We start from the raw sequence: 23,510 nt of genomic DNA, 5'->3' as shown, positions 1-23,510 counted from the left end.
TATGTGTTAAAGTCAAGATAGCGTAAACACTATAAAGAGGAACGTGCAAGTAGTATTGGCTTTATAATCAGTGGTTTAGAAGTAATTATCTAATGATAAAAAACGATACAAAAAGGGGCTTGCGCATCGCTGCGAAAGCCCCGTCATCCAAAACAATCTATTAACCTAATAACTAAAAAACCTATGAGAACATTTATTTAACTAACTGGTAATATCGTGCGTAAGTGAGCCGTGTGTGTGGATTACGGCTGATGATGTCCATGCGCACCTGCTTGCAGCCGAAGCGGAAGAAGAGGAAACGCTTGGGTATGCGGTGGACGATGATGTCGAGCGTGTCGGTGGAAGCTATCGAGCCTCGGAATATACTGTCGGACACACAACCGGATAGCGACATCCAAGAATCGTGCCAAGAGAAGCAAACAAGACTATCGGGACGATGTAAGCTGTCGGTAGGAACAATGGTGGTGTCGGGCGTGTGCCAAACTGGTGCGGTAATGTCGGCTGCGGTGGTAGTGGCAGCGGTGGCAGCCTCGGAGATACGTGAAGGTTTGATGCCTACCTGACGGGCAATCTTTGCCAAGGTGTCTCCGCTTTCCTTGAACTCCGACGGACGGAGGGTGAGGGCAGGAGTAGAGGCATGGCTGTTGCCTGTACCTGTTTCGCTGATTTCTACCACGCCGTTGTGGAGCAGAATACTTTGATTCTGCTTGATGCGGTCGCGGTCGGCTGCCGTGTCGAGATAGAGACAAATGAAGAACACCAGGGCAGCGATGAGTACCAGGAACGCACCACAAATAGCATAGATAATCGCAATTCTCTTTTCCATAGTCTATTGACACATTTTACGAACAGAGACTATCAAGGAGAGCATCTGACGAAGATAGTCGGGAGAGGTGGCATACTTGCTGCCACGATTATCGCAGATGCGACGGGCGAACTCCTCGGCATCGTGGCGGTATGGCCACGCATCGGCAAAGCCTGGTTTCTGGAGTAATCGGGTGTGTTCGCGTAGGCAATCGGACAGGGTGTCGAAGTCTTTGAAGAGTCGATAGACAGTGTAGTACCAACGACCTGGGGTTTTACACTTTGCGACAGAGACGACGCGCTCCGGAGGAAGGAATGTGCGGTTTGGCGTGGAGAAATACTCGTGGGTGAGGACGAGGACGGTCTTGCCTGTCCAGTTGCTTCCCTTGGTAATGCCAAAGAGATTGTATTTGCCCACACGGGATTTTTCCCAGCCACTCTCAAGGATAGCCTGGGCGGTAACGAACTCGGGAGCGATGTCGGTGGCTTGCTGCGCTGCTGCATAGATATTGCGTGCGAAATCACGCTGTGCTTCTGTTGCCATAATCAGTCTTTTTTGATGTATTCGCCTTTATCGTTGAAGTCCTTTAGACGGCGGACGAATGAGGTTGGAAATATGGGATAGATGGCTTGGATGTTCTCGACGCACGAGAAGCACTCACGCACCATCATAAACACGCAAAGATAGGTTCCTATCCACTGGGTAGCACCGACCACGCTGCCATTCACCTTGAAATTGGCAAGTACGTTTGAAAGGATGAGCAGAAGAATGTAGATGGCAATCTTCTTACTGAACTTACCGAAGAATGCCTCGCTGGAGGCATCTTTGTGGAGAAAGTGCTTCCACACGCTGAGAATAGTGTCGATGATGATAGCGACGCCTATCCATTTGGCAAACTCCCAGTCCTGATAGAGATACTGCGAGAAGTCGGCCACTATGGTGAGTGGCAGAGAAACGATAGATATCATTGGTAATCTTTTCATTATTGTCGGGCTTTAAATGTGATACAAATTTACGCTATGGTGTTCTCTTGGCAAAGGACCGACTAAGTTGGTGGGTGCCGAGCGAGTCGGGGCTGGTGCAGGAGAGCATCAGTGTCCAGCCGATGGAAGAGAGTTCTGTGGCTACAAAGGGTATTATCTCCGCCTTATCGAGTTCGCCACGAGAGAGCCATTCGATATTATCCGCCTCGGCATCGGCAAGCATCCAGGCATGGACTTGAGAGAGCAGACGAAGCGTGGAGTCGGAAGCGAGCATATATTCGGCTGCATCAGCACGGTCGGGCATCTTGCGAGCAACGGTGATAGCGATGCGCTGGGTAATCTCGTATGAATTGCGACTATCTACAAGGCTATTGAATTCTCCATAGTCGACAAAGAGAAACGAGCCGACAAGGTTATCGATGCGCTGTTTCAACTCATCGAACGACTGGCCATAGACATAGTTATCTATCTCAGGAAGTCGCGACACATTGGGAAGTTTATCAAGAGACTCCGCAAGGTCATTATAACCAGGGAAGTCGCTCGCACCATTGGTAAGTATAGCACGAACACCCTCTTTTGACGGATATTGTGCGAAATAGAGAAACTGATCTTTAATCATAAATCATACTTCTATTTATTTTCTTCCAAATATGAAATAAAACTATCTACTTCATCTCTCAACAGTTTTAGTTTGTCGATAAAATCTGTAGTGCTATCATCTTCTGTTTTATGCAATCTGATAGCCCAATTACAATCAGACACTTGTAAGAATGTGTTTCGCATCGTCTCACCATGCCAGGTGGTATTACCATCAAAACAGATGACATTGCCTGTTGATGGAGACTCGGGCTTATTGAGCCAAACTCTTTTATTATACATAGCTATATTATTTGGTCGATTACAGAGATAGGCAACCCCACCTCCTCACTGATTTTTAATTTATCCCACCCAAAGCCCTTCATATCGTGGACAGCATCGATGGTCTTCTTGCGCAGCACCTTCAGATAGGTAAGCACGTTCATCTGCTCTATCTGACGAGCATCGCCAAGCCCCTCTTTGGAGAGGTCGTAGAGCGCATCGGAGGCATCTGTGGTGATAGGATGCTTGGGCTTACGGACAAACTTCGACAAAAGAGAGAATGAAGTCTTACTAAAGAGATAGTTGTTAAACGCCTGAAAATTAAACGATATAGCCGTAAGTAATTCGAGCGGTAGTTTAGCGAACTCTTTAGCCTTTTCGTGGGCAAGCTCGGAATGGTACTCCTTTTCGGGATAGTAGAGAATGGCAGCGAGGAGCGGAAGCGACTCGTCGCCCTGCTCGATGAGTTCCTGTGCCTCGACATACTGAAGGGCTGTGAGCGAGCAGGTGAGCATTCCGTAGCCTGTCTCAATCTTGTAGCCTTGATAACGATGCTCGCCAATTCGGACGGCAGGGATGAGCTGCGCACAGAAGCACAGGTCCACCACATACTGATAGTCGAGCCGGCGCAGCACACGTGCAAGGGGAATATGCAGACGGTAGGGATCGACGCGACGGCATAACTGGTAAGTTTCGTCGTCCACACCATCCAGCACAGCGTTGTTGTCGGGATAGTTGATTTGGAACATAAACGTGAGCTGCTCGGAGATAGCCACAAGATTGGCAATCTGCTCCTCGGAGCGGAACTTATGCTTATCCCAACCCATAATGTCGCACAGCCAGTTGATGCGCACCTCTCCAGCAGAGAGTTTACCAGCAGCCATACGAAGCAAGTCGGCCACAAGACGAATATACTGGCGGTCGGTCATACCGTCCCAACGGTTCGGGATGCGGTGTATTTCCCCTTTGTAGACGAGTTCTATATCCTTTGTCATGGCAGCATAATGATTTTGTCATCAGGGCGGTTATACGCAGAATTAGAGCAGAAGTCCACAGACGCGTCCGTTGCGAGCAAGGTATCGGCATTGGAGATAAGTTCCTCGGCTTCGAGGTCAAGACGGTCGGCGAGGTCAAGTGCTGCATCGTGTTCATCCTTGCCCGAGCGTGAGGCGTGGCTGTCATCAAAGAGGTTGCGGATAGTTGGAGGGAACTCCAAGATATCAAATCGGCGGAGCGACTTGGCAACAGTCTTTTTAACCAGTGCAAGGGTCAATATCGGCTCTATTCGCTCACGGTTATCGTCTGTGAGGCGGTCGTAGTATGCAGACAGTCGCTCGTCGAGAGTTTCTTTCTGCAGAGGCAGAAGTCGGAAGAAAAAGAAGTAAGAAAGGTCTATCGGATAGATAGAGTCGAACTCATCTGCAGTTCTGATCTTGCAGACATCGATAATCTTGTAAAACCTGGATTTGCGCCATATAGCAGCCGGAGAACTGGAGTCTTCGCTATTTATTTCTACCGACATAAGCCTCTGGATAATGCTATCCATCGCATTGTAGTAGTTGTCCATATACGACCGCTTCATTCCCTCTATCTCGTACTTATAGACATCCACCTGATTCTTGCGTCGCTTGATACTGTCGAAAATCAGCTGCGAGGCCATTGTCATATTAGCAATAGCGGAACGCAAAGCCTCTATCAGCGCATCGTCGGGGTTGCCTACAATAGCATTGAATACCTCTGCTGTGATTATGGTTTCCACACGCTTTCGGGCTGTTATGCCTGATGAAAGGAGGTCGTTCAAGTCCATATTCGTTTCGACACCGGGAGCATACTTACTGAAGGTGCCGAAGTCCTTAAAAATATCTACTAAAACATTCTTCATGATTGTTGCTGATTAAGTCTGTCCTTGGGTGCTACATCTTCCTGTCGCTGCGGAACCTCACGATAGAAGCCTATGCGATAGCCCTGCTGCCAAAGGTCGGGGAAATTGAGGCGGAGCGCATAATTGAAAGGCTCGCAGCATATCTCGTCCTCGGGGGTTAGCGACATTATATATATAAGGTAGTTATAGTAAGAGTCAGAACCCGACTTGCTGATAACGCCGTCTTTGTCCACGGCAGTAATAGAGGCGTCCAGTCCGACACTTGAAAGCAAGGCTTGTTCGGTGCGTTTGTCGTAGGCTATCAACGCCTCGATATATTCCTTGTATTTGAGGTCGATGGTTTCTATCTTCCACTGCTGCTCATTACCTGAGCTGTCCATAAACGAGATTGACGAATACGCCTTTCCCTGATTATCAGAACCACTCAAGTAGTCGCCGATCTTGCGCAGCTCTAATCGCATATACTCCACAAGGAGCGACTCCCGATATTCTGTACCTATTTCAATACCATTGTATTTAACCATCTCCTGCTTCTTCGATTTGCGGATTTTATTTTCCTCGCACAATTTCATTAGCTGGTTGCGCTTGCTCGATACCCACGCGTTGGGGATAATGATGTGTATCTTGGCAGCCAGCGAATTACGCAAGAAGGAGTTGATATAGGTAGCGGTTTTATTGCTGCCTTGGATATATGGGCGTGCGCCTTGGTGGGTTTCGTTCACACCGTAGAACTCATCGACCGATTTCTCCCGATGGTGGGAAACGGCAGCGAACTGATAATTGTCTACTTCTGACAAATTAAACTTAGGGTATATCTTGTAGCTGCTTGCGCCATACGTCCATCTACCTACCGCTATATGACGAAAGTCGTTGTAGTTCATCATCTCGTAGGCTACATCCTGCCGTGTGGTGGCAAGACGGCAGTGCTTGTTCTCCATCGCTTCCAGCCCAGCCACAGGCTGCATCCCCAATCGCTTACCACGTGCAAAACGCCATTTCACAAAGAAGTCGCCAAAGTAGTAGAAGTTCTTGATGCAGGTCTTGGCAAAAGCCTGTGCAGAGGTTTCCATCCCACGCTCACACCAGGTATTCATCCACTCGTCCCACTCGGGTAGCGCAAGGTACTCACGCTTCATCTTGCCACCCTCTATCGTCTGCATATAGGCACATGGACCATGACCGTAGAGCATCTTAATCTCCTTGCTGTATAGGCGTGGTAGCAGACGATTCTCCTTGATTTCCATTGTTACTTCATCGCACAGTGCATTGTTCACTCCACGCATACAGACTTGGTAACCATTGACACTGAGCCACTGGTGTTCGTGCATGGCTAACTGTCTGCCCTGCGGTACGAGCAGTCCAGGTGTTCCAAACACCTGCTTGCCCTCGCCTATCTGAAAGGATAGTACATTACCGTCCATAATGTATGTGCCGGCATTGCCGTATAGTTCTATACTGTCTGTCATAACCAATTTATCTTGTGTAGTTTATATCCATCCTGTGGGAAGCCCATATACCTGATGAGTATGCGGTAGCACATCTTAGGTTCTCCATGCTCATCCTCAAACAGAAAATAGTTCTCCGAGTCCACGCCAAACCTATCCTGTGGTAGCTGTGTGCGGTACTTGCAATGAGGCTTCACAATGAGCTTATCCCCAGCCACACCCTGCGACCTCGAATAAGGGAAGAAGCACAGCGTGAAGTCGCCCCCGGGGAGCTTGCTTATCTCCCTTGCCCATTGCATCGCATTGATGCCGTCCATTTCGATTGCCTTCTTCATCACTTGCGAAATTACGCAATTTCCCTATGTGGGCAAAGGACGGAAGATGGGGGCTGGCGTCATATTTCCGTGCTTTTGAGAGGTTGCACCTCAATATCCAAAATCAGCGGTGCGTGAACCCCTCCGTCGTTTGGACATTTTTATTTTTGATTTTCAGAACGCAAACCGTTGATTTTCAACAAAGTAACTTTTTGACCTATGTAAATAGCCCTTATTATTGCCTATTTTTGCCAACTTTTTATGTTGCTTTTGCTACATTATTGGGGCTTAAATGGCTATGTTTTCGGGCAAATCATCGGGATAACTGCTTAATTCTTTCTTGATAAGGTCGGAATAAAGGCCATAAAGCAGGTAAATCATTGCACTTGGGAGCTGCGTCGTTAGCCCTGGTCGCCGTTTCAGTTCCTCCTTCTTCTCCGAGGCTTTGTCAAGCTCTATTTTGCCGTTGGTTTTCTTGAGCGGACTGATAAGGATAGCACTGCAAAGGTTAGGACACTCGTTCTCATCGATACGCACCTTGGGGAGCAAGGGAAGTTTCTCGCCAAAGAGCAACTGGCACAGGCGGAACTGCTGCCAATGATAGATAGTAGGCGCACCGTCGTTGTAAAGAATAACGGAGAAGCCGTAACTTTCCAAGGCTGCCTTCATCGTAAGCGAGTCGGTGGTTATCTGCTCCAGTTCCTCACGTGTCTTGTTGCCGGCACGGTCGGGGTAGAGGTGGATAACCTTATTTACTGCATCTGTGCCGAAGAACGAGTACACCTGCTGTGCAAGGTTCTGCTGGTCGTCGGGAATGTATGCCCAAAACTCCTTAATGATGTCGAAGCGGTTACCATAGTCTTTCTTCTGCCCCACGATGAGCGACTGGAAGTTGCCCGGGTCGTAGCCTATGTAGAGCGGTTCTCGCTTATCGTAGTGGCGCAGGTAGCGTGCCGTGAGCAGGAACTGGTCTTTGAGGTCGAACTTCAATATCTGGTCATAGATATAGCTGTCCTTGAACTGATGTCGCTCGTGGTCGTAGGTAGTAAAGAACTTATTGGTTACTTCCTTGTGGCGAATGGCACAGATAGCCGTAAGGAACTCATCCATATCGAGCGTGTCGAGCTGGGTCTTGAAGAACTTGGGACCGAGAATATCCTTATTGCAGAACGATGATGCACGGATATAGTAGATGGCATTACGGCGCATATCGGCAAGGCGTGGCTTCCATCGTGCCACAAAGGCATTGAGCCGTTCGGTTTCCAGTCGTATCTTCTCCATCACAACGGGATTTTTTGTGTTGCGCAGCTCCTGCTGAAGGGTGAACTGCTTGTACAGCGACTGGTTGATGGCAAGCGACACGCTGGCTATCTCCTCGATGAGCTGGCGGTCCATCTTGTTTTCGTATTCCTCGAACCAATCGTCTTCGCCCAAATCGACACGAGCCGTATCGCTCACACCTGTAACACCTTCGTAGTAGGCCGACCGTCTTATCTCTGCCGAGCCACCACGGAGCGAAGGGAACAGACGCGACTTCAGCTTCTCGCCGCTGTTGTGCTTCATCTCCTCCACGAAGGCGTGTACGGCATTACGACCTGCCACACTCTCGGGCTGGTCGGAAGACACGAGTTGCAGGTGCGCTCCGTTGCGAAAGATAACCGAGTGCTTAGCATAGGCTATGGGGTAACGTGGGCGACGGAAGTGCGAGGGCAGCTTTGCCTCGCCCACCACATAGTCGATGCCATACTCCAGCATCGCACGCTGCTTGCCGTTCACCATCACGGGGCGAGAGAACGATGCCTGAATGTTCGGCCATACGTTCGTCATCAGGGCAACGTAGGTCTTGTGTACCAGGAACGACAGCTCGCCTGGCATATCGTTCGCCACACGGATAAGCCGTGGCACAATCACTCCCTCCGTCTTACCTGTGGCACGCGCCCACTCGGCATAGAGCATATTGGGGTCGATGATGTTAGCCAGCAGCTGCACACGGTTCATATAGTAATGCTCAAAGTCGAGCGTACTCTGTTCTGTTTGTTGTATATCAGTCATTGGGCAATTCCTCCACGATTTCGGCATCCTGAATATCAGCATCACGCAGCAAGCGTTTCCTTTCCTTGTTCTCGATAGGCAGGGAGTCGATAAGTGTAATATAAAAGCCTTGGTTGTGCTTGGCTGCAATCTCCTTGAGGTTCTTCTTCGAGAAGCCAAGTTCCTCGGGGGTTAGCTCAGGAGAAATTAAGAAGAGAACTCCTAAGTCCCTGTCTGCCTCTGCTATTTCTGAAGACCTACGACGGCACTCAAGGGCTGCATCGTAACAAGATTTCATACCCTTATAGTCGCGATTAAGAGCGCAGAGTTTGGCTAAATCCTCATATTTATTGGCAAAGTTGCTTTCCCAAACCTTTATAGGAACATTACAATCAACCTGAAAGTAGTTGATAGCCTGATAGATTCTTGCCATACAGGTGCGCTCCTCTATCTTTATGCGTTGCTCTGCATTGATACGGAGCTTCAGTTTTTTGGCTGCTCTTGTTATGTTACGCTCATGCTCGAATATCTCCGCAGACCATTGGAGTTGCTGTAAGAATAACTTTACATCCTTAGTAATGCCCTCACAGTCCCCATTCGTCAAGAATGCGGAGATAAGGTCAGGGTGTATGGAGTCTAATTTCTCTATTTCACTTTTCATATTCCAAAGAGTTTCATACGCAGGTCTTTTTCGGCACGCTCATTCTTGCGTTCCTCAAGCAAAGTAATAGAATCATTATCCCCTTTCTCTGCTTTTTTAGCAAGCTCTGCGTCAATATTATATTCACCAAGCGCAAGCCCTTGCTGATAGGCTTCGCAATACACATCACCAGGAATAGTTATGCGGTACAACAAGGTTATACGTTTGGCTTTTCTCAGACCGAGTAACTGACAGATACGTTCGGGAGTATAATTTAATGCCCCGAACGTTCTGACTTGATTTACATACTCATCTGATAGTACTTCCTTTTGCGCTAATTCTGACATAGAACTATTTTTTTGGTGTCATCCTCAGAAAGCACATTACCGTCCCTTTCCAACAGAATAGGTTGCTGTGGGAACATAGCCATGTATCTTCTTACAGTTGCTGACACGTATTTTGGGTCTATTTCCATTCCATAGCCAATACGGTCGGTCTGTTGGCACGCCATAATTGTAGAACCTGACCCAGAGAACACATCAACAACTATATCGCCGTTTTTAGTGCTGTTGGTAATTGGGTATGCCATCAGCGCAATAGGCTTCATAGTTGGATGGATTCTGTTAGCTTTTGGCTTATCAAAATTCCAAATGGTTGTCTGCTTTCTGTCAGAGTTCCAAAAATGCGCAGCCCCAGGCTTCCAACCGTATAGGCATGGTTCGTGCTGCCATTGGTAGTCCTGACGTCCCATTACAAGGGAATCCTTTACCCAAATGCAGCATTGTGCAATCTTGAATCCTGCTTCCCGAATGGCTCTGCGGAAGTTCTCGCCTTCAGAGTCTGCGTGGAATACATAGAAAGAACCTCCTGCTTTGATAATGGAAAACATCACGTTGAATACAGACTGCAAGAAGCGGAGAAACAAATCATTCTCCATTGAGTCGTTCTGAATCGTAAGTTTACTATCTCCGCCACCTTCATAATTTACATTATAAGGAGGGTCTGTGAGAATCATATCAGCAACTCGTCCATTCATCAGCGTAACAATATCCTTTTTTGAACGACAGTCTCCACACATCAGTCTATTGTTGCCAAGTCGGAAGACATCACCAGGACGGGCAAAGACATCACTATCCTCTTGTGGAATGGTATCAACGGTGTCCTCTTGTATCTCTGTGGTATCATTCTCTGTGGCAAACAACTTATCAGTTCCGATGGAGAAATCATTTTGCTTGACTTCATAGCCAAGATTGAACTTGGCAAGGTCATCGACACTAATATTGTACTTCGTGAATAAAAGGGTATCGGGATTCTTCTGCGCAAACTCTGAGTTATATGCTGCAATTTCCTCTACAGCTTCCTTTTTGTTAGAAGCCTGTATTTCCTCATAGGGAATGTCGGGAATCTTGAAGCCATAGGAGCGAAGCCCGAGAAGAGCCTTCCTTCTTTGGTGTGCATCGATAATCCACAGCTTACCGTCAGGGTCTTTCCATACTTTGAATGAATACTTGAAGCCACGAGTGATGATGAGCATCTGCAACTTCGATAATTTGTCTGCATCAGGCTTTTTGAAATCTTCCTGAAGTTCGATAAAAGAGTCCAGCGGGGCAGTAGGAAGACCACCCAAATTAAAAACTTTTATACTATTTTCCATTGTAATTATTTATTTTGTTGTTCAAGAACCATTTTGAAAAGTCGCTCCCTTTCCTGGTGCCTTTCGAGGTTATTTCGGTCGGCGGTGCGTTTATCCTTTCTATCGCTACGCTTGAGATAGGAGCGATAACGCTTGATGTTATCGAGGACATTCTTATGCTGACGGAGGAACTCGGCAGGGGCTTGGCGTAGCAACTTGATGAGCTGGGCAATCTCGGAGCGTCCGAAGAGTATAGGGTGCTTACAGAGAAACTTGCCCGTATCGTTGAATGATTGCAGCTCGGCAAAGGCCTGATTGTTTCTGATCCTTAGCTCTGCCATATCAGCTACGGCTTGGGCTGTGGGATTTTTATCAAGCACTTCGTCGAGCTGCTTCATCTGTCGCCAAGTGTTGATGCGGTCGTTGTAGATAACGGTTGCCATCTGCACGTCGGCATCGAGAAGATTAGTCCAGTCTACTTTTGGGTACTCTTCTTCTTTGGTGAGGTACTTTTTTTTTCAGTTGCTGGCTGCTCAGCTTCTTCTACTATCTCTGTGGAGGTTTCCTCTTTGGGTTGTTCCACTTCCTCAGCTTCAGGTGCAGGAGCTTCTTCAGGAACTGTTACCTGTTCTGCTTCCTCGGTCGTTTCTGTGGGAGTCTCCTCTTTGGGTTGTTCCACTTCCTTGGCTTTAGGTGCAGGAGTTTCGTCGGTAGGCTTCTCATCAGCAGGATTATCGTCATCCTTTGGGGTTTCGTCCTCTTGCTTCTCGCCTTCGATAACTGGCGTCTCATTCTTCTTCTCATCATCAGGATTCTTTTCGCCATCAGGGTTAGGATTATCATCACCATCAGGGATATTGTCTGTTTCTTCCTCGGCTTCCTGTGCTGCAAGGAATTCACGGCGATTGCGAACAATCTCGTCGTGCGTAACAACATCGAGCAAATCGAACAGAATATCCTCAGCGTTCTTGCTTGGAGCAAGACCGTAGCGAATGAGATTACTGTTGCCTGGAGACTTATCCTTCAATAGCGCAAGGTCGGCCTCGGCAACCGAGGGGTTTGACAGCTGGCGAAAATGATTGAGTTTCTCTTTTACACTATACATAATTAAAGGAGTTAAAGGAGTTAGAGAAGTTACCCTCTCTAACCCATAAAGATTATACTTCGGTACGAGATACCTCGATTAAGGTCGTTGTATCAAGGATGCGGAGTGTAAGGGTAGCCCCTTCCTTCGCCGTCCATGTAGCACCATTCTCTAATACGAAGGTAGTGCCGTCGGTAACGGTAGCTGGCTTATCAGTTCCTGCGCCAACAAGGGTAATGTAGCGACCCTTATCGGTGGCAGTAAGACCTGAAACAGTGGCGATAACCGCTGCCGAGCCTGTACCGTTGGCAATCTTATAGGTGTTGGAAGATGCCGTGATGGCAATCTCCGTAGCACCTGCCGACACCTCCGTTGATGCGTTCATAGCAGGGTTGCCTGTGTAGATCAGCGGTAAATCTACTGAAGAACGCTTGAAGGTAAAGGTGGTGTACCGGCCGTCCTTATCGTCCTTGGTCTCTGTGTTCGAGAGGATGATAGGGCGTTCCAACTCTCCGATGATATACCATTCCTTCGACTTGATGTGTTTGAAGAAGATAATAAACTTGCCACCACCATACTCCTCGATGAAGTTGTAGAGCGGAACTCGTGCGCCACCCATGATGATAACAAACTGGTTTTCGCCTGTGGTGGTGATGTCACCCTTCTCGGTTGTTCCTGTGAATGTAGGAATGTCGTGTGCCTCGAAGTAGTGCGGTATCTCTCCCTTCTTCAACGGAATTGGTGCAACCTCACGCTGTGCGTTGGGTTGTGGGAACTCCTTGGTGCGGTCGATCTGGTCGAGGGCAACAAGATAGACGATGTAAGAGATGTCGCTACCGTGGGTATCACGGTCGGACACATCGTCGATATGACCAAGCATGGCCATGGAAGCTAACGAGAGACCGGAACCTGCTGCTGCACCAATCGAATGGTCCACCAAGGCACCCAGTAGCATGACCACGCCGAAGACCGCAAACATGACCATGAACATATTGCGAGCCTGACGATTGGCGTAGTTAAGTCCCTTCAAAGGATTGTACGCACGATAATGTTTTTGAATGTTTGGCTTTTTCATTTTTCTTTTGCTTTTGCAGGGAGCTGCCCTAAAGCAGACTCCCTACGTTCAACTATCATTTAACTAACAACTAAAAAATGGCCGAGGTTTATCGTCCGCCCGGAACATTAGGCTGCAACTCCTTGTTGATGGTGCGCTTGCCACCTACGCAACGCTCCAACTCACGGAAGTTGCCATCGTTGCCGATGATAACCATAATGTAGTCGCCCACCTTCGTTGCCGTGAAGGCATCCGAGATATTGGCAAACTTACCAGACTTAGCAATCTTTGGAAGATGCTCTGCCACACCAGCCTCGATGCAGTAGGCTACACCATTCTTGGCATTGACGATGTCGGTAATGGTATCAGCGGTAGTGGTTGCACCCGTAACCTGCCAAAAACCATCATTGCCGTCCACCTTATCCTTGATGGTTGCAGCGAAGAGGTTGATGAAAATCTGCTGCCATTCGTAGGCGTTCTTATCCATAGCATCACGGCTATCGAAGCGACGACCTGTGAATGAAGCCGAGCAACCTTCCTTCCAAGTACTCCAAGCGCGCACCTGCTCCATCTGCTCCTGCATCTTCATTGCGAGCATCTCTCCAGGGATGTACTCCAAGAACTGGAGGTTACCGGGCTGATGCAGCATCATGAATGGGAGCTGGCCGAGGTAAGGAAGCCAAATGATGTGCGTGGTAGTGTCAGGCACTACGTTGAGCGCACCCATCGGACCATTGAAGTCGGTATCCTTACCATAGGTAGTGCGGACATTCTTAATCCACCAGCCCTGATGGTTCTTGTTGAGGTAGATAACGTGCTGGTCGATATCCATATCCTCGGTAACGGTGCTGCGGACATCGGCAAGGAACTCCTGAACGGCAGGCAACATCGTTGCCTGTGTGTAGCTGCGGTAGTCCTCGTCTACGTGTGGCTTGATGTCGTATTGGTGTACATAGCGAAGCAAGGTATAGAGGATACCTGTTCCTGCATTCAGATAAGAACCAGCTACGCCAGCCTCGGGCTTCACATAGATGCCACGCATACGGCGTTTGTTCTGCTCCACCTGTGCAGTGGTGAGGGTGTTGAGCAACTGATACTCAATCATTGTCCACTTGATAGGGTCAGAGCCTTCCTTGTTGAGATAACCGATGTACTTGCGTTCCAACTCCTTCATTGGTCCCCATTCCATCTTGATCATGGCATCATCAACGTAGCCCATGTGGTTCTCGATCTTCATACCACCCTTGAAGACTTCACCGGTCTGATAAGCCTGTGAAACCTCGTCGAAGAAGGCATTGAAAACAAGACCTCTATCCTGATAGCCATAGGCCACTGGGAAGTACTGGGTCATATCACGAAGCTGGAGCACACGAGCGATGAGTGCGTCCTGACGAAGAACGATGAACTGGTCGCCGACACCTGCTTTGTCCACACCCTCATAGTTGGTGGCATACTTACCAGCAGCGAGGGCTGGGGCATCGAGCAACTTGTTCTCCTGAAGGTACTGGTAACGAGCCTTGAGCGACTTGGCAAAGCCGTAGGCAGCCTTGTAGAAGGCAACACCATCCACCTGCTCGTCCACTTCAGGCAAGGCTGCTGCAGCACGAGGATTAGCTGCAATCTGATTCCAGCGGTCTTTCATCGAGAACATCGGGTGTTCTACACCGAAGAGATACTTAGGTGTGTTGCCAAAGCCATTGATGCTAACAGGAGAAACCGTAATAGTCTGTGTTGGTTTGTCCTCTTCAGGCTTCTTTGCAAGTGCCTGGAAGTCGGCACGCATAGCATTGAGCGACTCAAGAATACCCTCAAGAGTGGCATTGCTTTGTGGCTGCTCCTCTTCGGGATTCTCGTTCTCCTTAGACGCAGGGTCTACACCTTTAATAACTGACTGAATGGTGTTGAGCATCTGCTGGAACTCGGCAGCCTGCTGTGCGGTCTGCTTGGCCGCCTGTTCCGCAGCAAGATCATCATTCAGAGTAGTCTGATACTTCTTCTGGTATTCAGCCACAACAGAATTGAACTCCTCTTGAGAAAGAGTCTTGTCCTCGAACTTCTTGCCGAGCTGCAAGAGGTCAAGAACGCTTTTCAACTTTTCTTTGAAATTCATAATAAACTAAAAACTAAAAAATTAAATATTATATATGGCAGTCTTCAAATTATTGGCATTGGTATATTCACTTCCCATTGTCATTGCTTCTGCTACAGCTTGCGCCATAGTTCTGCTACCATCGGCAAGACCTATCTCCACAGCTTGTGGCGTGTAGAAAGTCTCGCCACGAAGTACTGGGGCATCTTCGGGCAGCTCTGCCAGCAACTTGCGCTGCCCCCTTACCTCTGCGAGAAACTGGGCATTGAGAGGGTCAAGGATGTTTTCGACGAACGTCTTTGGTTTTCCATGACGGAGGTCATCGAAAGTCTTATTCTTGAGGTCTGAATTAGTAGCCTTGGCTTCCACCTTCTTGATACCGAGTTTGGCAAAGTAATCCTCGAAGTCATAGAAACTGCACATTGTGCCGATGCAACCTACATAATCGTTCTCTGTAAGCGCATAGATACGGTCGCCATGACAACCAATATAGTATCCTGCAGAGCAGCACATCTGCTCATAGAATGTGAGGATTGGTTTTTGACAGTTGCGAAGTGTTTCGCTCAGACGGTCAAGATACCAGGCTTCTCCGCCGGGAGAGTTGATGTGAAGAAAGTGGCAAGAAATCTGTGGGTTGGCTTCAGCTGCGATGAGGTCAGCTTCGAGCTGCTTGGAAGAAAACCACCAATAACTCTCTGCCATCACTGTGCCGAACACACGATGATAGGCAATAGAGTTATCGGGAAGTTGCTCATCATCAAACTCGTCTGTGAGTGTTGCTGCGGACCCCTCTTCCTGTGCAAGCACCTTGATAAGTTCCTGAAGAGCTATGTGGGTTTCAAACTGATACCAAGTGTGGTCTTTCAAGTAGGACTCCAACTCAGCCTTAGAAAATCCAAGAGCAGACTTAGGCCCAGCTTTATCGTCAATTTTTCCATGCAAAGGGAATACGGATAGCATGGCTTGACGGAAGCCATCTACAGTAATCCATAGAGGCTTACCTGATACAAGTAAGTTCTGTAATTCGTTCATCAAATTATTTTTGATGCGAATGTACTATATAATAAGGTGTAGGCAAAAGACCTACAAAAGAGGGTCTGTAAGCATTTTGCACTTGATTGTAAGGTTGGCAGAGGTAAGATTTGAGGAAATCTGAACTCGTGCAGGAATATCGGGAGTACCAATTGAATGCGCTTTCCTATCTGATGTCTTGATTGTAACAATGGCACTTCGTTCTATAGAGAATTCCCTGCGAACTTCCTCGTCGGGGAGGTCTATCACTAAGGTCTTATCACAATTCCAATAATTACCGGCATCATTGTCAGTAAATTGTGGTATGTAAGAGAAAGTGTCTGCGACAAAATCATACACATTTTTCTTTCCGTGTTTATCCGGATTAACAAGACGCACTTGAACGGTATTTAAGAACTCTAACATAGTCTGCAATATTTGAATGACAAAAACAATAGTTCGGTCTGTATTAAAAAACTTTAATTGGATGCAACTTTTTGGTACTTGCGCACCTTCTTAGGTCGGAGACGATTGCGGAAGCGATAATAATTCTTCAAGAGCGCATCTGAGGAGATAGACTTTAACTGATAGGTGTGAATGAAATCGTAGATGACATCAAGGTTCCTTCGCTGCCGTCCGAACTCCTCGTTCTCCAACAGAACACGATGCAGCTCAAAATTGAACATTCGTCGGATTTGAGTTTCAATCTCTTTTGTAGCAGCCACAGAGAGGTAGTTGTAATAGGCAGGGTCTTTCCAAGGGCTGCATACTGATCCTGCCTTTCGGAGTGGTAGATGAATGCGGAGGTTGCCGTCTACGACATTGGGCTGGTTGGTGCGCTGCTTGGTCATATGCTCCCAAACGCAGAAGTATAAGTCTGTGCTACATGGTATCTTGATGCCACCAGTGGTAGCATCCTTCCCATATTTTGCAGAGATGTATTCTGCGAGGTACTGTTCTATCCGAATAGACACCACACGTTTTTGAACCCATTTTTTTCTCTCCATACTCATTTTTAGTTTTTTGCGTTCCTATCGTCCTACATTCCTACAATTTAAATTTTAATAATGCAAAGATACTGATAATCAACGATATAATAAAATTTAATCACTCAAATGTTATATTATACCACTCAAAAATATCATCCTACAAACCTACAAAAAGGGATATTTTGTAGGATGATGAAATCGAAACGGAGAAAAACGGTAAAAAACCTATTTCCTACATCGTCCTACAAACCTACAAACAAAATCAACTTTACATACATACTAATAATAACACATAACTATTTGATTTATAAAGATATATATAAGATTATAGGTTTGAAAATAATTTGATTTGTAGGATTGTAGGACGGTGTTTTTCTGAAAATTATTTTTCAAAACTCGTGTTTTCCTTGCTTTTTTGAAATTTTAGGGGGTACGGGGGAATTTGCGCCGATTTCGTGAGGTGTAGAAATGAAATAAGCCGTACCTATTCATCCGAACTGGCACGGCTCAATTGAGGAAAATTATAGCCTATTTTTGGCTAAAAATAATATGGTTTTTCTTTGGTAATATCGGCTTTTTTTAGTACCTTTACATAGTTAAATTGGGGGATTACATACTTGTTTAAGTATATTTATCAACCCCATTTTAATATGTTAGAATGGTCTATCATCACCGTCTGAAGGAGGAAAAGGGAGGTCTTGTGTGGTTGGTGTATGTGTATTTGTCCGCACATTATCTTCTTTCTTTACTTCGGGTTCAGGTTCGGGCGCAAATGTACGCCTGAAATCAATACTATATAATTCTCTGAACTTGTCATAGTTAATGATGATGGCACTTGTAGATGTACTCTTCGGCTTCATCACCTTAACCATTGTCTCCTGATCATCAGCCCTTGCTATCTCAATACTTTCCTCCCATGTGAATCGGCGTGAGGGGACAGTGCCGATGTATGAGGGGTGGCTGCGTAGGTTCTGCTCGATGGTAGACAGCGTGCTGCCCTCACTATTATATCCGCTGCGGTCGAAGATGCTGAATACCGAACTGAGACGGATGAACATGATGTTCGTATCAGGCTCAAATGTAAATGTATGCTGGTCGCCTCGGGAATCCTTGCCAGTAACCTTCTTTGGCTGCTCGATGAGGAACTCACGACCCTCGATGACTTGCTTCGTGTCGATCATATTGTTGACGGCCGTGAAGAACATAGCCAACTTATCCGTGCTACGGATGAGGGAGAGCTGGAATCTGATTTTCTCCTGCGTAATCTTGAAGAACTCTGCGTATGTAAACGGAAGATGAAGGCTGGAATATTGCTCTATCAATTTCACCGTGCCGAGGAACAGCGAAGCAGTCTTCATTAAACGATCCATTTCGCCCGAGTTGATAACATCTTGCTTTAATTCATTGTACGCCTCTTGCTTGAGTTGTCGAAAATGATCCATAAACATTGGGCGAAGCTCCAATATCTGAAGCAGCACATTTGAAAGCCCGACCTTATTGGGGTCTTCAATGGTCTTCAACTCCTCGAAGATACGAACTTCCTCCTGTGTTCTATTGCGAGGCTTGGGGACTTCGCATACAATAACACGGCTCATCAAAGCATTGTCATCACGCTGTGGGGTCTCCTGTCCGCAGATAGCAACGGGGGCAAACACTTTGTCGTTTTCTATTTCCCTTCCTGATGTACCCTTACGCTTCTGCTTTCCATCACCGTCATATACGATACCTTTCAATGCCTGAAACTTATTATCGCTGATGTCCTTGTTGTTGTATTCGTCAAGCACTACCGGGACATCCTTGAACATACCCATAATGGTGGCCATGGCAGCATCTGTACCTGTATTCAGGTTGAAGATAGGAATATTGGGGGAAATGAAGAGGGAGCGAATGGATATGGCAATCTGTGTCTTACCTGAAGACATCGGACCCATAAAGAACGGCGCGGTGAACAAACGGTCGATGCAGTGAATGTTACTTCGGAATGCACACATGATGGCGAATATAAGTGCCCACTTTCCATTGTCGTTGATTTTGTAGACCTGGTCCATCAACGATGCCCACTTCTCGAAGGTAACCCTTTTCTCCGCAGGAACTTCCTTATATACCAGCTGGCTGATAAGCTCGTACTTATCTGAATGCTTTCCACTGCCGGCATATATCGTTGAGAATGCTGGCAGATAGTAGTTGTTCTTGTTGTGTGTGACAACTCCCAGTTCATTGACTGGCTCAAACTGCCATTTCCCCTCTACATTATGGAATATACCATTGGCGAATGCAAAGAACTGCTCGTCAGCCTTACGACTCATTCCTTCACTCTGCTGGTTACCGTATGTCTTAACTTCGGAACACATCACGAAGTGTCGGCTCATATATGTCTTTATAGCTTTCCATTGCCATTCCTCGCCATTAAAGTTCACTGCTTCATAGTTGATAAGCACTTCTTCTATCGAAGACATCTTCAGCATTGCCTTGGAAGGTATCTCTATGTAGATGGGAGTATCATAGAAACGACGGTTGATACGAAGCACACGCTTGTTTTGCTCGAAATCATCAGAAAAGATGTGAAGCAGCGGAGTCATAAAGAAGTCGGCTACCTGTGTCATTCCATTACCGTTCTTGTTGCGGAACATATAGCATACAGGTTCGCTCTTTTTATTTAAACGGGGATAATAGCCACACTCTTTCCACATTTTTCGGTAGTCCTCATTCTCCATTACATAATCAGGAGGCTCGTTTACGTCGAACTCTTCATCGTCGAGGTTATCCGCTTGCATACTGACTTTCATCGCTGCCTTTCGCTTGGAAACGAAAGGCTTTCTCAGTTCGTCAAACTGTCCCTTGGTGAGTTTCAGGTTTGAACAGTAGTGATTGCGGTTTACCGTGATTACCGTATCCTCTGCATAAGATGTGAGTTCAATACATCGAGAGACGAGGGGGACTTTATCTCCTTGGAAAGTTTCTAAGAACCTGCCATGCAGCCCGATGTAATAATCAACGAACGAACCAGTGGAGTCGTTGTAGGTCATCTGAATATTGATGCCTGAGCGAAACATCTCGGCAAGCGTGCTTAGATAGTCGCTTTCCTCGCCGTCTGCATTAATGCTACAGCCTGTTTCTGATGATGCAAAATAGCAATAAACACGGCGTAGCTCCTGAATGTCGTTGCTGGATGGGCGACCAGCGATGTAGACGATAGGTTCTTCACCATAACCGTCAAGAAATTCTTGCATAACCGAGGTTAGAATACCAGGGCGGTCGCTTTCAAGATTCTCCTTTAGTGCATCAATACCAAAGATACCCGACTGCGTCTTGGTTTGAGGCAATGCCTCCTTAACCTTGGCACGTAAGCCTCTGACCTTATCGTCAATGATGCCGATCTTGCTCTTGAAATCGACTGCAATGGACTTGATATACTCCAATCTCAGAGCTGCGTCCTGAACGCAAGCAACAAGCGAACATATCGTATTCAGGCAGTCGGCAATAACTGTCTCGTCCTTGCAGCCGTGAGGTATCATCATTCTTTTGAGAGCCTTTGGGAAAGGTTCTGTCAGTTCCTTGAGCTTTTCTTGCGTCGCCTCTCCATTAGCTTTGGCAAATTCGTCGGGGTCTGTTCCTTTCGGGAGACGAATACATTTGACCTTTGCCCCGGCTTTCAATAGCAGCTCACAATTCTTCAGCGAAGCCTTGACACCTGCTGCGTCTGCGTCATAGACCATGACGATAGAGTCCGTGAAGCGAAGAAGTAGCTTTATCTGGTCATCTGTAAATGCAGTTCCACTTCCACCGATTACGTGCTCCACATCAACCTTATGAAGGGACATAACATCGAACTGGCCTTCTACAAGATAAGCGTAGCCTTTTTTGCCGATGGCCTTTCTTGCCTGGTAAAGACCAAAAATGTGCTTACCTTTTGTAAAGAGGGGTGTTTCTCCTGTGTTCACGTACTTACCAACACCCTCCCTTGGTGTAATGATACGTCCTGAAAAACCTATGATATGTCCCTGCATATCATAGAAAGGGAACATTACACGGTCTCTGAACCGGTCGTAGAATCTACCTTCAGTAGAACCGACAACATCGACTTCCTTCAATCGGTCGAGTGAGTAACCAGCAGCAGTGAGCGTATTCATTGCCACATTGCCCACTGGGGCATAGCCAACACCGAAGTCGGACAATGCTTTGTCATCTAATTTGTACCCACGGTTATTCAAAAAACTCTCGGCTTGAGATAGATTCTTTTGGAAGAACTTTGCTGCTGCCTCGATAGCAATACGCTGTGCTTCCTTTTGCTTATACTTGGCTTCCTCTTCAGGACTCATCTCCTTCTGTGGGAACTCCAGCCCTGCTAAGGTGGCGCACCAACGTAAGGCTTCGATGAAGCTCAAGTTAAGATGATGTTGGACGAACGAGATGACATCACCGCTCGCTCCGCAAACAAAACAATGGTAAGTCTGCCTTGAAGGGCTTACCACCATAGACGGTGTGTGATCATCATGGAATGGACAGACTCCCTTATAGTTCACACCAGCTTTATGCAAGTGTGTAAAGGACTCGACCACATTCACAATGTTCAAAGCAGATTTTACCTTTTCAATGAATAATTTATCTACCATATTATTTTTCCTCAAATAATTCTAACTGGCGTGATTCAAACGCTTCCTGAATGGTTATACCCAAGTACTCCGCCACTGCGGTGTATTCCTTTCCTGTGATTGATTTTCTTCCGTAGTACAAATCCCACCAACGGCGTTGCCCGATACCAGTTTCTTTATAAAAAGCCCTTGTAGGGGTAAATTCTTCGGGATGCCTAAACTTCAGCTTCAGCATCTCCATCAATAAATTGCGTTTAACCAATGGGCCAGGAGTCATTCTCCTGCGCAGAACAAAAAGTCTGACGGACATCGGGCTGCGACCAAGGTAGGCAGCCATATCCTCAAACGAGACCTTGCCAAGGCTTTGTTGGATATACTCTGCCTCTTGTGCGGTCCACCGCTTATTTTTGCCATTACTTTTCATGCTTCATTATACTGTTGAATTCCCTGTCAAATTTCCAAATTCGCAGACGGTCAGCTTTGTCTACATGACCAAAATTGCACTGAACATAGGTTTGTAATGCAGTGCGGAGCAGTTTAAGCTCTTTATCCGTGAGTTCTTGTATGGAGTAATTTCCCCAGCCATCTTTGTCAATGAACATTTTTTAGAAAATTTCTTAATGTTTTCGCGACTCCCTCTCTCCATCGTTTTCGCCAAGTAGGGGTGAATACTGGTTTTACTTTGAAAATACCACGAATACGGATTTCTTTTGCGCCAGCCTTTCTTTTAGACAGCTTCATAGTCTTTCGTATACTGATCATTGTTAATCGAATTTAAGGTCATACAATTTATTTCGATTAAGAGGATACCCTTTTACGCTTTCCCATACACCATCCTCGTTGGGTGCGATATACGCTTCTTTTTCTATACTGGTAGTGAAAGCGCGACCGTGTTCATCCCATACGATTCCTTTGCTGCCTTGGTGTGCAATGACTTGCCGGACATCTGAATGTCTCAATTTCATCTCATCGATAACGATACCTACATTTAATGCAGCAATAGCTGTTTCAAAGTCTTTTGTCTTCATAAGTTTGTTGTTTTAGTTTCACATTCTTTTTTAAGGGAGTATTGAACATACTTTTTCAGTTTAAGGCAATACAACCCATTGATGCAGTTGCGATGGAACTCGCAGCTTTGACACTCACTATGCATTTGGCCACAACTCCTTTTCTGGAATATTCAGATACTCTGAGATAACCTTTCTTTTCAAAGCATCAGGAACAAAGTCTCCTCGAAGCCATCTGTAGACCGTACTTTCGTTCACACGACACAGTTTTGTCAAATCCATAATCACCTCGTTCCTCTGATTTGGAAGCGATTTAATGTACTCTGTAAATTTCATTTCTAATCTTTTTTAATGTTTTCATTGCCACATCAATAATTTTAGTTATTTTCGTAGCGAAAAAATTCTTTCGTAGCGCAAAGTTGCAACTTTTATTTGATATAAACAAATAAATGGGTGATTATTTCTCCCATTTTTTAATAATTGACCAAAAATGGCAGAAGGAACTATTACAGACAGAATCGTACAGATTATGGAGAAGGAGGGGCATACGGTTAGTACGTTTGCCCGAAAGTTGGGAATATCCTGGACTTCGGCAAATAATATTATTTCGGGTAGAAATGTACCAAATTATGAAACGATAGTACGGATCATAGAAAACTTTGAATGGGTAGATGCTAATTGGCTTGTCATGGGGCAAAAGAGTGAAGCTGACACGGATAAAAAGAAACTTTACTCAGTCATAGCAATGCAGCAGAAGACTATAGAGGGTCAACAAAAGACCATAGACCGGCTAACGACAAAACTCGTACAAGACTTACATGGGGAGTCTTCTAAAAAAGTCGCAGATGTCGGATAATTAAGCTGCCTGTAAAAAGATAGAAGGAGCGAAAATACAGTGTTATTATTTCTGTATTAGTAAAAATATTCACCCAAATGTTTGATAGTCAAATACTTTGAGGAAGTATATAATCGGCGAAAAGTCGGTAAAAGTTTAAGTAATATGCAATGAATCCCTATTGATTATCAATGAGTTATAAACGGTATGGTCATTTTAGCAAATCGCCTAATCCCGACTCATCATGTTAAGAAGAGA

General features: G+C 46.2%; 26 protein-coding genes. 1 reads left to right on the top strand and 25 read right to left on the bottom strand.

Annotated elements, in window-relative coordinates:
* Positions 1-193: 193 nt before the first annotated feature.
* The 25 genes from HMPREF2983_RS04290 to HMPREF2983_RS04170 all read right to left on the bottom strand — a co-directional run bounded on the left by HMPREF2983_RS04290 (position 194) and on the right by HMPREF2983_RS04170 (position 22,753).
* Positions 194-826: a DUF6549 family protein gene (locus tag HMPREF2983_RS04290; protein ID WP_070667043.1), complete on the bottom strand. Its 633-nt coding sequence runs from the start codon at positions 824-826 to the stop codon at positions 194-196.
* A gap of 3 nt (positions 827-829) precedes the next feature.
* Positions 830-1,348 (bottom strand): glycoside hydrolase family 73 protein, encoded by a 519-nt coding sequence (locus tag HMPREF2983_RS04285; RefSeq protein ID WP_070667041.1) that lies wholly within the window; start codon positions 1,346-1,348, stop codon positions 830-832.
* Positions 1,349-1,350: 2 nt separating this feature from the next.
* Positions 1,351-1,788, bottom strand: coding sequence for a bacteriophage holin (locus HMPREF2983_RS04280; RefSeq protein ID WP_070667039.1), 438 nt, complete (start codon positions 1,786-1,788; stop codon positions 1,351-1,353).
* Positions 1,789-1,822: 34 nt separating this feature from the next.
* Positions 1,823-2,407, bottom strand: a complete 585-nt coding sequence (locus HMPREF2983_RS04275) for a hypothetical protein (RefSeq protein WP_070667037.1) — start codon at positions 2,405-2,407, stop codon at positions 1,823-1,825.
* An 11-nt stretch (positions 2,408-2,418) separates the two neighbouring features.
* Positions 2,419-2,667 carry a hypothetical protein gene (locus HMPREF2983_RS13955; RefSeq protein ID WP_036866675.1) on the bottom strand — a complete coding sequence of 83 codons (249 nt, stop codon included), beginning with the start codon at positions 2,665-2,667 and terminating at the stop codon, positions 2,419-2,421.
* 2 nt (positions 2,668-2,669) lie between these two features.
* Positions 2,670-3,641, bottom strand: coding sequence for a hypothetical protein (locus HMPREF2983_RS04265; RefSeq protein WP_070667035.1), 972 nt, complete (start codon positions 3,639-3,641; stop codon positions 2,670-2,672).
* Complete coding sequence (locus tag HMPREF2983_RS04260) at positions 3,638-4,528, bottom strand: hypothetical protein (protein ID WP_070667032.1); 891 nt, start codon at positions 4,526-4,528, stop codon at positions 3,638-3,640. The genes HMPREF2983_RS04265 and HMPREF2983_RS04260 overlap by 4 nt, the downstream gene beginning before the upstream one ends.
* On the bottom strand, positions 4,525-5,994 hold the full coding sequence (locus HMPREF2983_RS04255) for a hypothetical protein (protein WP_070667030.1): 1,470 nt from the start codon (positions 5,992-5,994) through the stop codon (positions 4,525-4,527). The genes HMPREF2983_RS04260 and HMPREF2983_RS04255 overlap by 4 nt, the downstream gene beginning before the upstream one ends.
* Complete coding sequence (locus HMPREF2983_RS04250; RefSeq protein WP_036866680.1) at positions 5,991-6,308, bottom strand: hypothetical protein; 318 nt, start codon at positions 6,306-6,308, stop codon at positions 5,991-5,993. The genes HMPREF2983_RS04255 and HMPREF2983_RS04250 overlap by 4 nt, the downstream gene beginning before the upstream one ends.
* Positions 6,309-6,575: 267 nt before the next feature.
* A complete protein-coding gene (locus HMPREF2983_RS04245) occupies positions 6,576-8,339 on the bottom strand; it encodes a hypothetical protein (RefSeq protein WP_070667028.1) in 1,764 nt (587 codons plus the stop codon).
* On the bottom strand, positions 8,332-8,979 hold the full coding sequence (locus HMPREF2983_RS04240) for a hypothetical protein (protein ID WP_070667026.1): 648 nt from the start codon (positions 8,977-8,979) through the stop codon (positions 8,332-8,334). Before HMPREF2983_RS04240 ends, HMPREF2983_RS04245 begins: the two co-directional genes overlap by 8 nt.
* Complete coding sequence (locus tag HMPREF2983_RS04235; protein ID WP_004378607.1) at positions 8,976-9,305, bottom strand: hypothetical protein; 330 nt, start codon at positions 9,303-9,305, stop codon at positions 8,976-8,978. Before HMPREF2983_RS04235 ends, HMPREF2983_RS04240 begins: the two co-directional genes overlap by 4 nt.
* Positions 9,293-10,612 carry a DNA-methyltransferase gene (locus HMPREF2983_RS04230; RefSeq protein WP_210400361.1) on the bottom strand — a complete coding sequence of 440 codons (1,320 nt, stop codon included), beginning with the start codon at positions 10,610-10,612 and terminating at the stop codon, positions 9,293-9,295. The genes HMPREF2983_RS04235 and HMPREF2983_RS04230 overlap by 13 nt, the downstream gene beginning before the upstream one ends.
* Before the next feature lie 5 nt (positions 10,613-10,617).
* Positions 10,618-11,034, bottom strand: a complete 417-nt coding sequence (locus tag HMPREF2983_RS04225; RefSeq protein ID WP_210400360.1) for a hypothetical protein — start codon at positions 11,032-11,034, stop codon at positions 10,618-10,620.
* A gap of 32 nt (positions 11,035-11,066) precedes the next feature.
* Positions 11,067-11,696, bottom strand: a complete 630-nt coding sequence (locus HMPREF2983_RS04220; protein ID WP_070667022.1) for a collagen-binding protein — start codon at positions 11,694-11,696, stop codon at positions 11,067-11,069.
* Positions 11,697-11,748: 52 nt separating this feature from the next.
* Positions 11,749-12,750, bottom strand: a complete 1,002-nt coding sequence (locus HMPREF2983_RS04215) for a hypothetical protein (RefSeq protein ID WP_070667020.1) — start codon at positions 12,748-12,750, stop codon at positions 11,749-11,751.
* A gap of 88 nt (positions 12,751-12,838) precedes the next feature.
* A complete protein-coding gene (locus tag HMPREF2983_RS04210; RefSeq protein ID WP_070667018.1) occupies positions 12,839-14,839 on the bottom strand; it encodes a hypothetical protein in 2,001 nt (666 codons plus the stop codon).
* A 21-nt stretch (positions 14,840-14,860) separates the two neighbouring features.
* Positions 14,861-15,850 carry a S49 family peptidase gene (locus HMPREF2983_RS04205; protein WP_070667017.1) on the bottom strand — a complete coding sequence of 330 codons (990 nt, stop codon included), beginning with the start codon at positions 15,848-15,850 and terminating at the stop codon, positions 14,861-14,863.
* Between the two features lie 51 nt (positions 15,851-15,901).
* The gene (locus HMPREF2983_RS04200) at positions 15,902-16,255 is read right to left on the bottom strand and encodes a pseudouridylate synthase (RefSeq protein ID WP_070667016.1); all 354 of its coding nucleotides are present in this window, start codon (positions 16,253-16,255) and stop codon (positions 15,902-15,904) included.
* A gap of 53 nt (positions 16,256-16,308) precedes the next feature.
* Complete coding sequence (locus HMPREF2983_RS04195) at positions 16,309-16,836, bottom strand: hypothetical protein (RefSeq protein ID WP_039874682.1); 528 nt, start codon at positions 16,834-16,836, stop codon at positions 16,309-16,311.
* Between the two features lie 635 nt (positions 16,837-17,471).
* Positions 17,472-21,431: a DNA primase gene (dnaG, locus tag HMPREF2983_RS04190; protein WP_070667015.1), complete on the bottom strand. Its 3,960-nt coding sequence runs from the start codon at positions 21,429-21,431 to the stop codon at positions 17,472-17,474.
* 1 nt (position 21,432) lies between these two features.
* On the bottom strand, positions 21,433-21,834 hold the full coding sequence (locus HMPREF2983_RS04185; RefSeq protein ID WP_004378617.1) for a hypothetical protein: 402 nt from the start codon (positions 21,832-21,834) through the stop codon (positions 21,433-21,435).
* Positions 21,824-22,012 carry an ornithine aminotransferase gene (locus tag HMPREF2983_RS04180; RefSeq protein ID WP_070667014.1) on the bottom strand — a complete coding sequence of 63 codons (189 nt, stop codon included), beginning with the start codon at positions 22,010-22,012 and terminating at the stop codon, positions 21,824-21,826. The genes HMPREF2983_RS04185 and HMPREF2983_RS04180 overlap by 11 nt, the downstream gene beginning before the upstream one ends.
* 162 nt (positions 22,013-22,174) lie before the next feature.
* Positions 22,175-22,438, bottom strand: coding sequence for a hypothetical protein (locus HMPREF2983_RS04175; protein ID WP_036868071.1), 264 nt, complete (start codon positions 22,436-22,438; stop codon positions 22,175-22,177).
* A gap of 117 nt (positions 22,439-22,555) precedes the next feature.
* Positions 22,556-22,753 (bottom strand): helix-turn-helix domain-containing protein, encoded by a 198-nt coding sequence (locus tag HMPREF2983_RS04170; protein WP_004378620.1) that lies wholly within the window; start codon positions 22,751-22,753, stop codon positions 22,556-22,558.
* A gap of 154 nt (positions 22,754-22,907) precedes the next feature.
* On the opposite strand from HMPREF2983_RS04170, the gene HMPREF2983_RS04165 reads away from it, so the two are divergent.
* A complete protein-coding gene (locus HMPREF2983_RS04165; protein WP_004378621.1) occupies positions 22,908-23,273 on the top strand; it encodes a helix-turn-helix domain-containing protein in 366 nt (121 codons plus the stop codon).
* Positions 23,274-23,510 lie beyond the last annotated feature (237 nt).

The organism is Prevotella sp. HMSC077E09, from assembly GCF_001814685.1.
Taxonomy (GTDB): domain Bacteria; phylum Bacteroidota; class Bacteroidia; order Bacteroidales; family Bacteroidaceae; genus Prevotella; species Prevotella oris.
The sequence above is the reverse complement of the archived record's forward strand: the minus strand, read 5'-3'. Positions and strand labels throughout refer to the sequence as shown.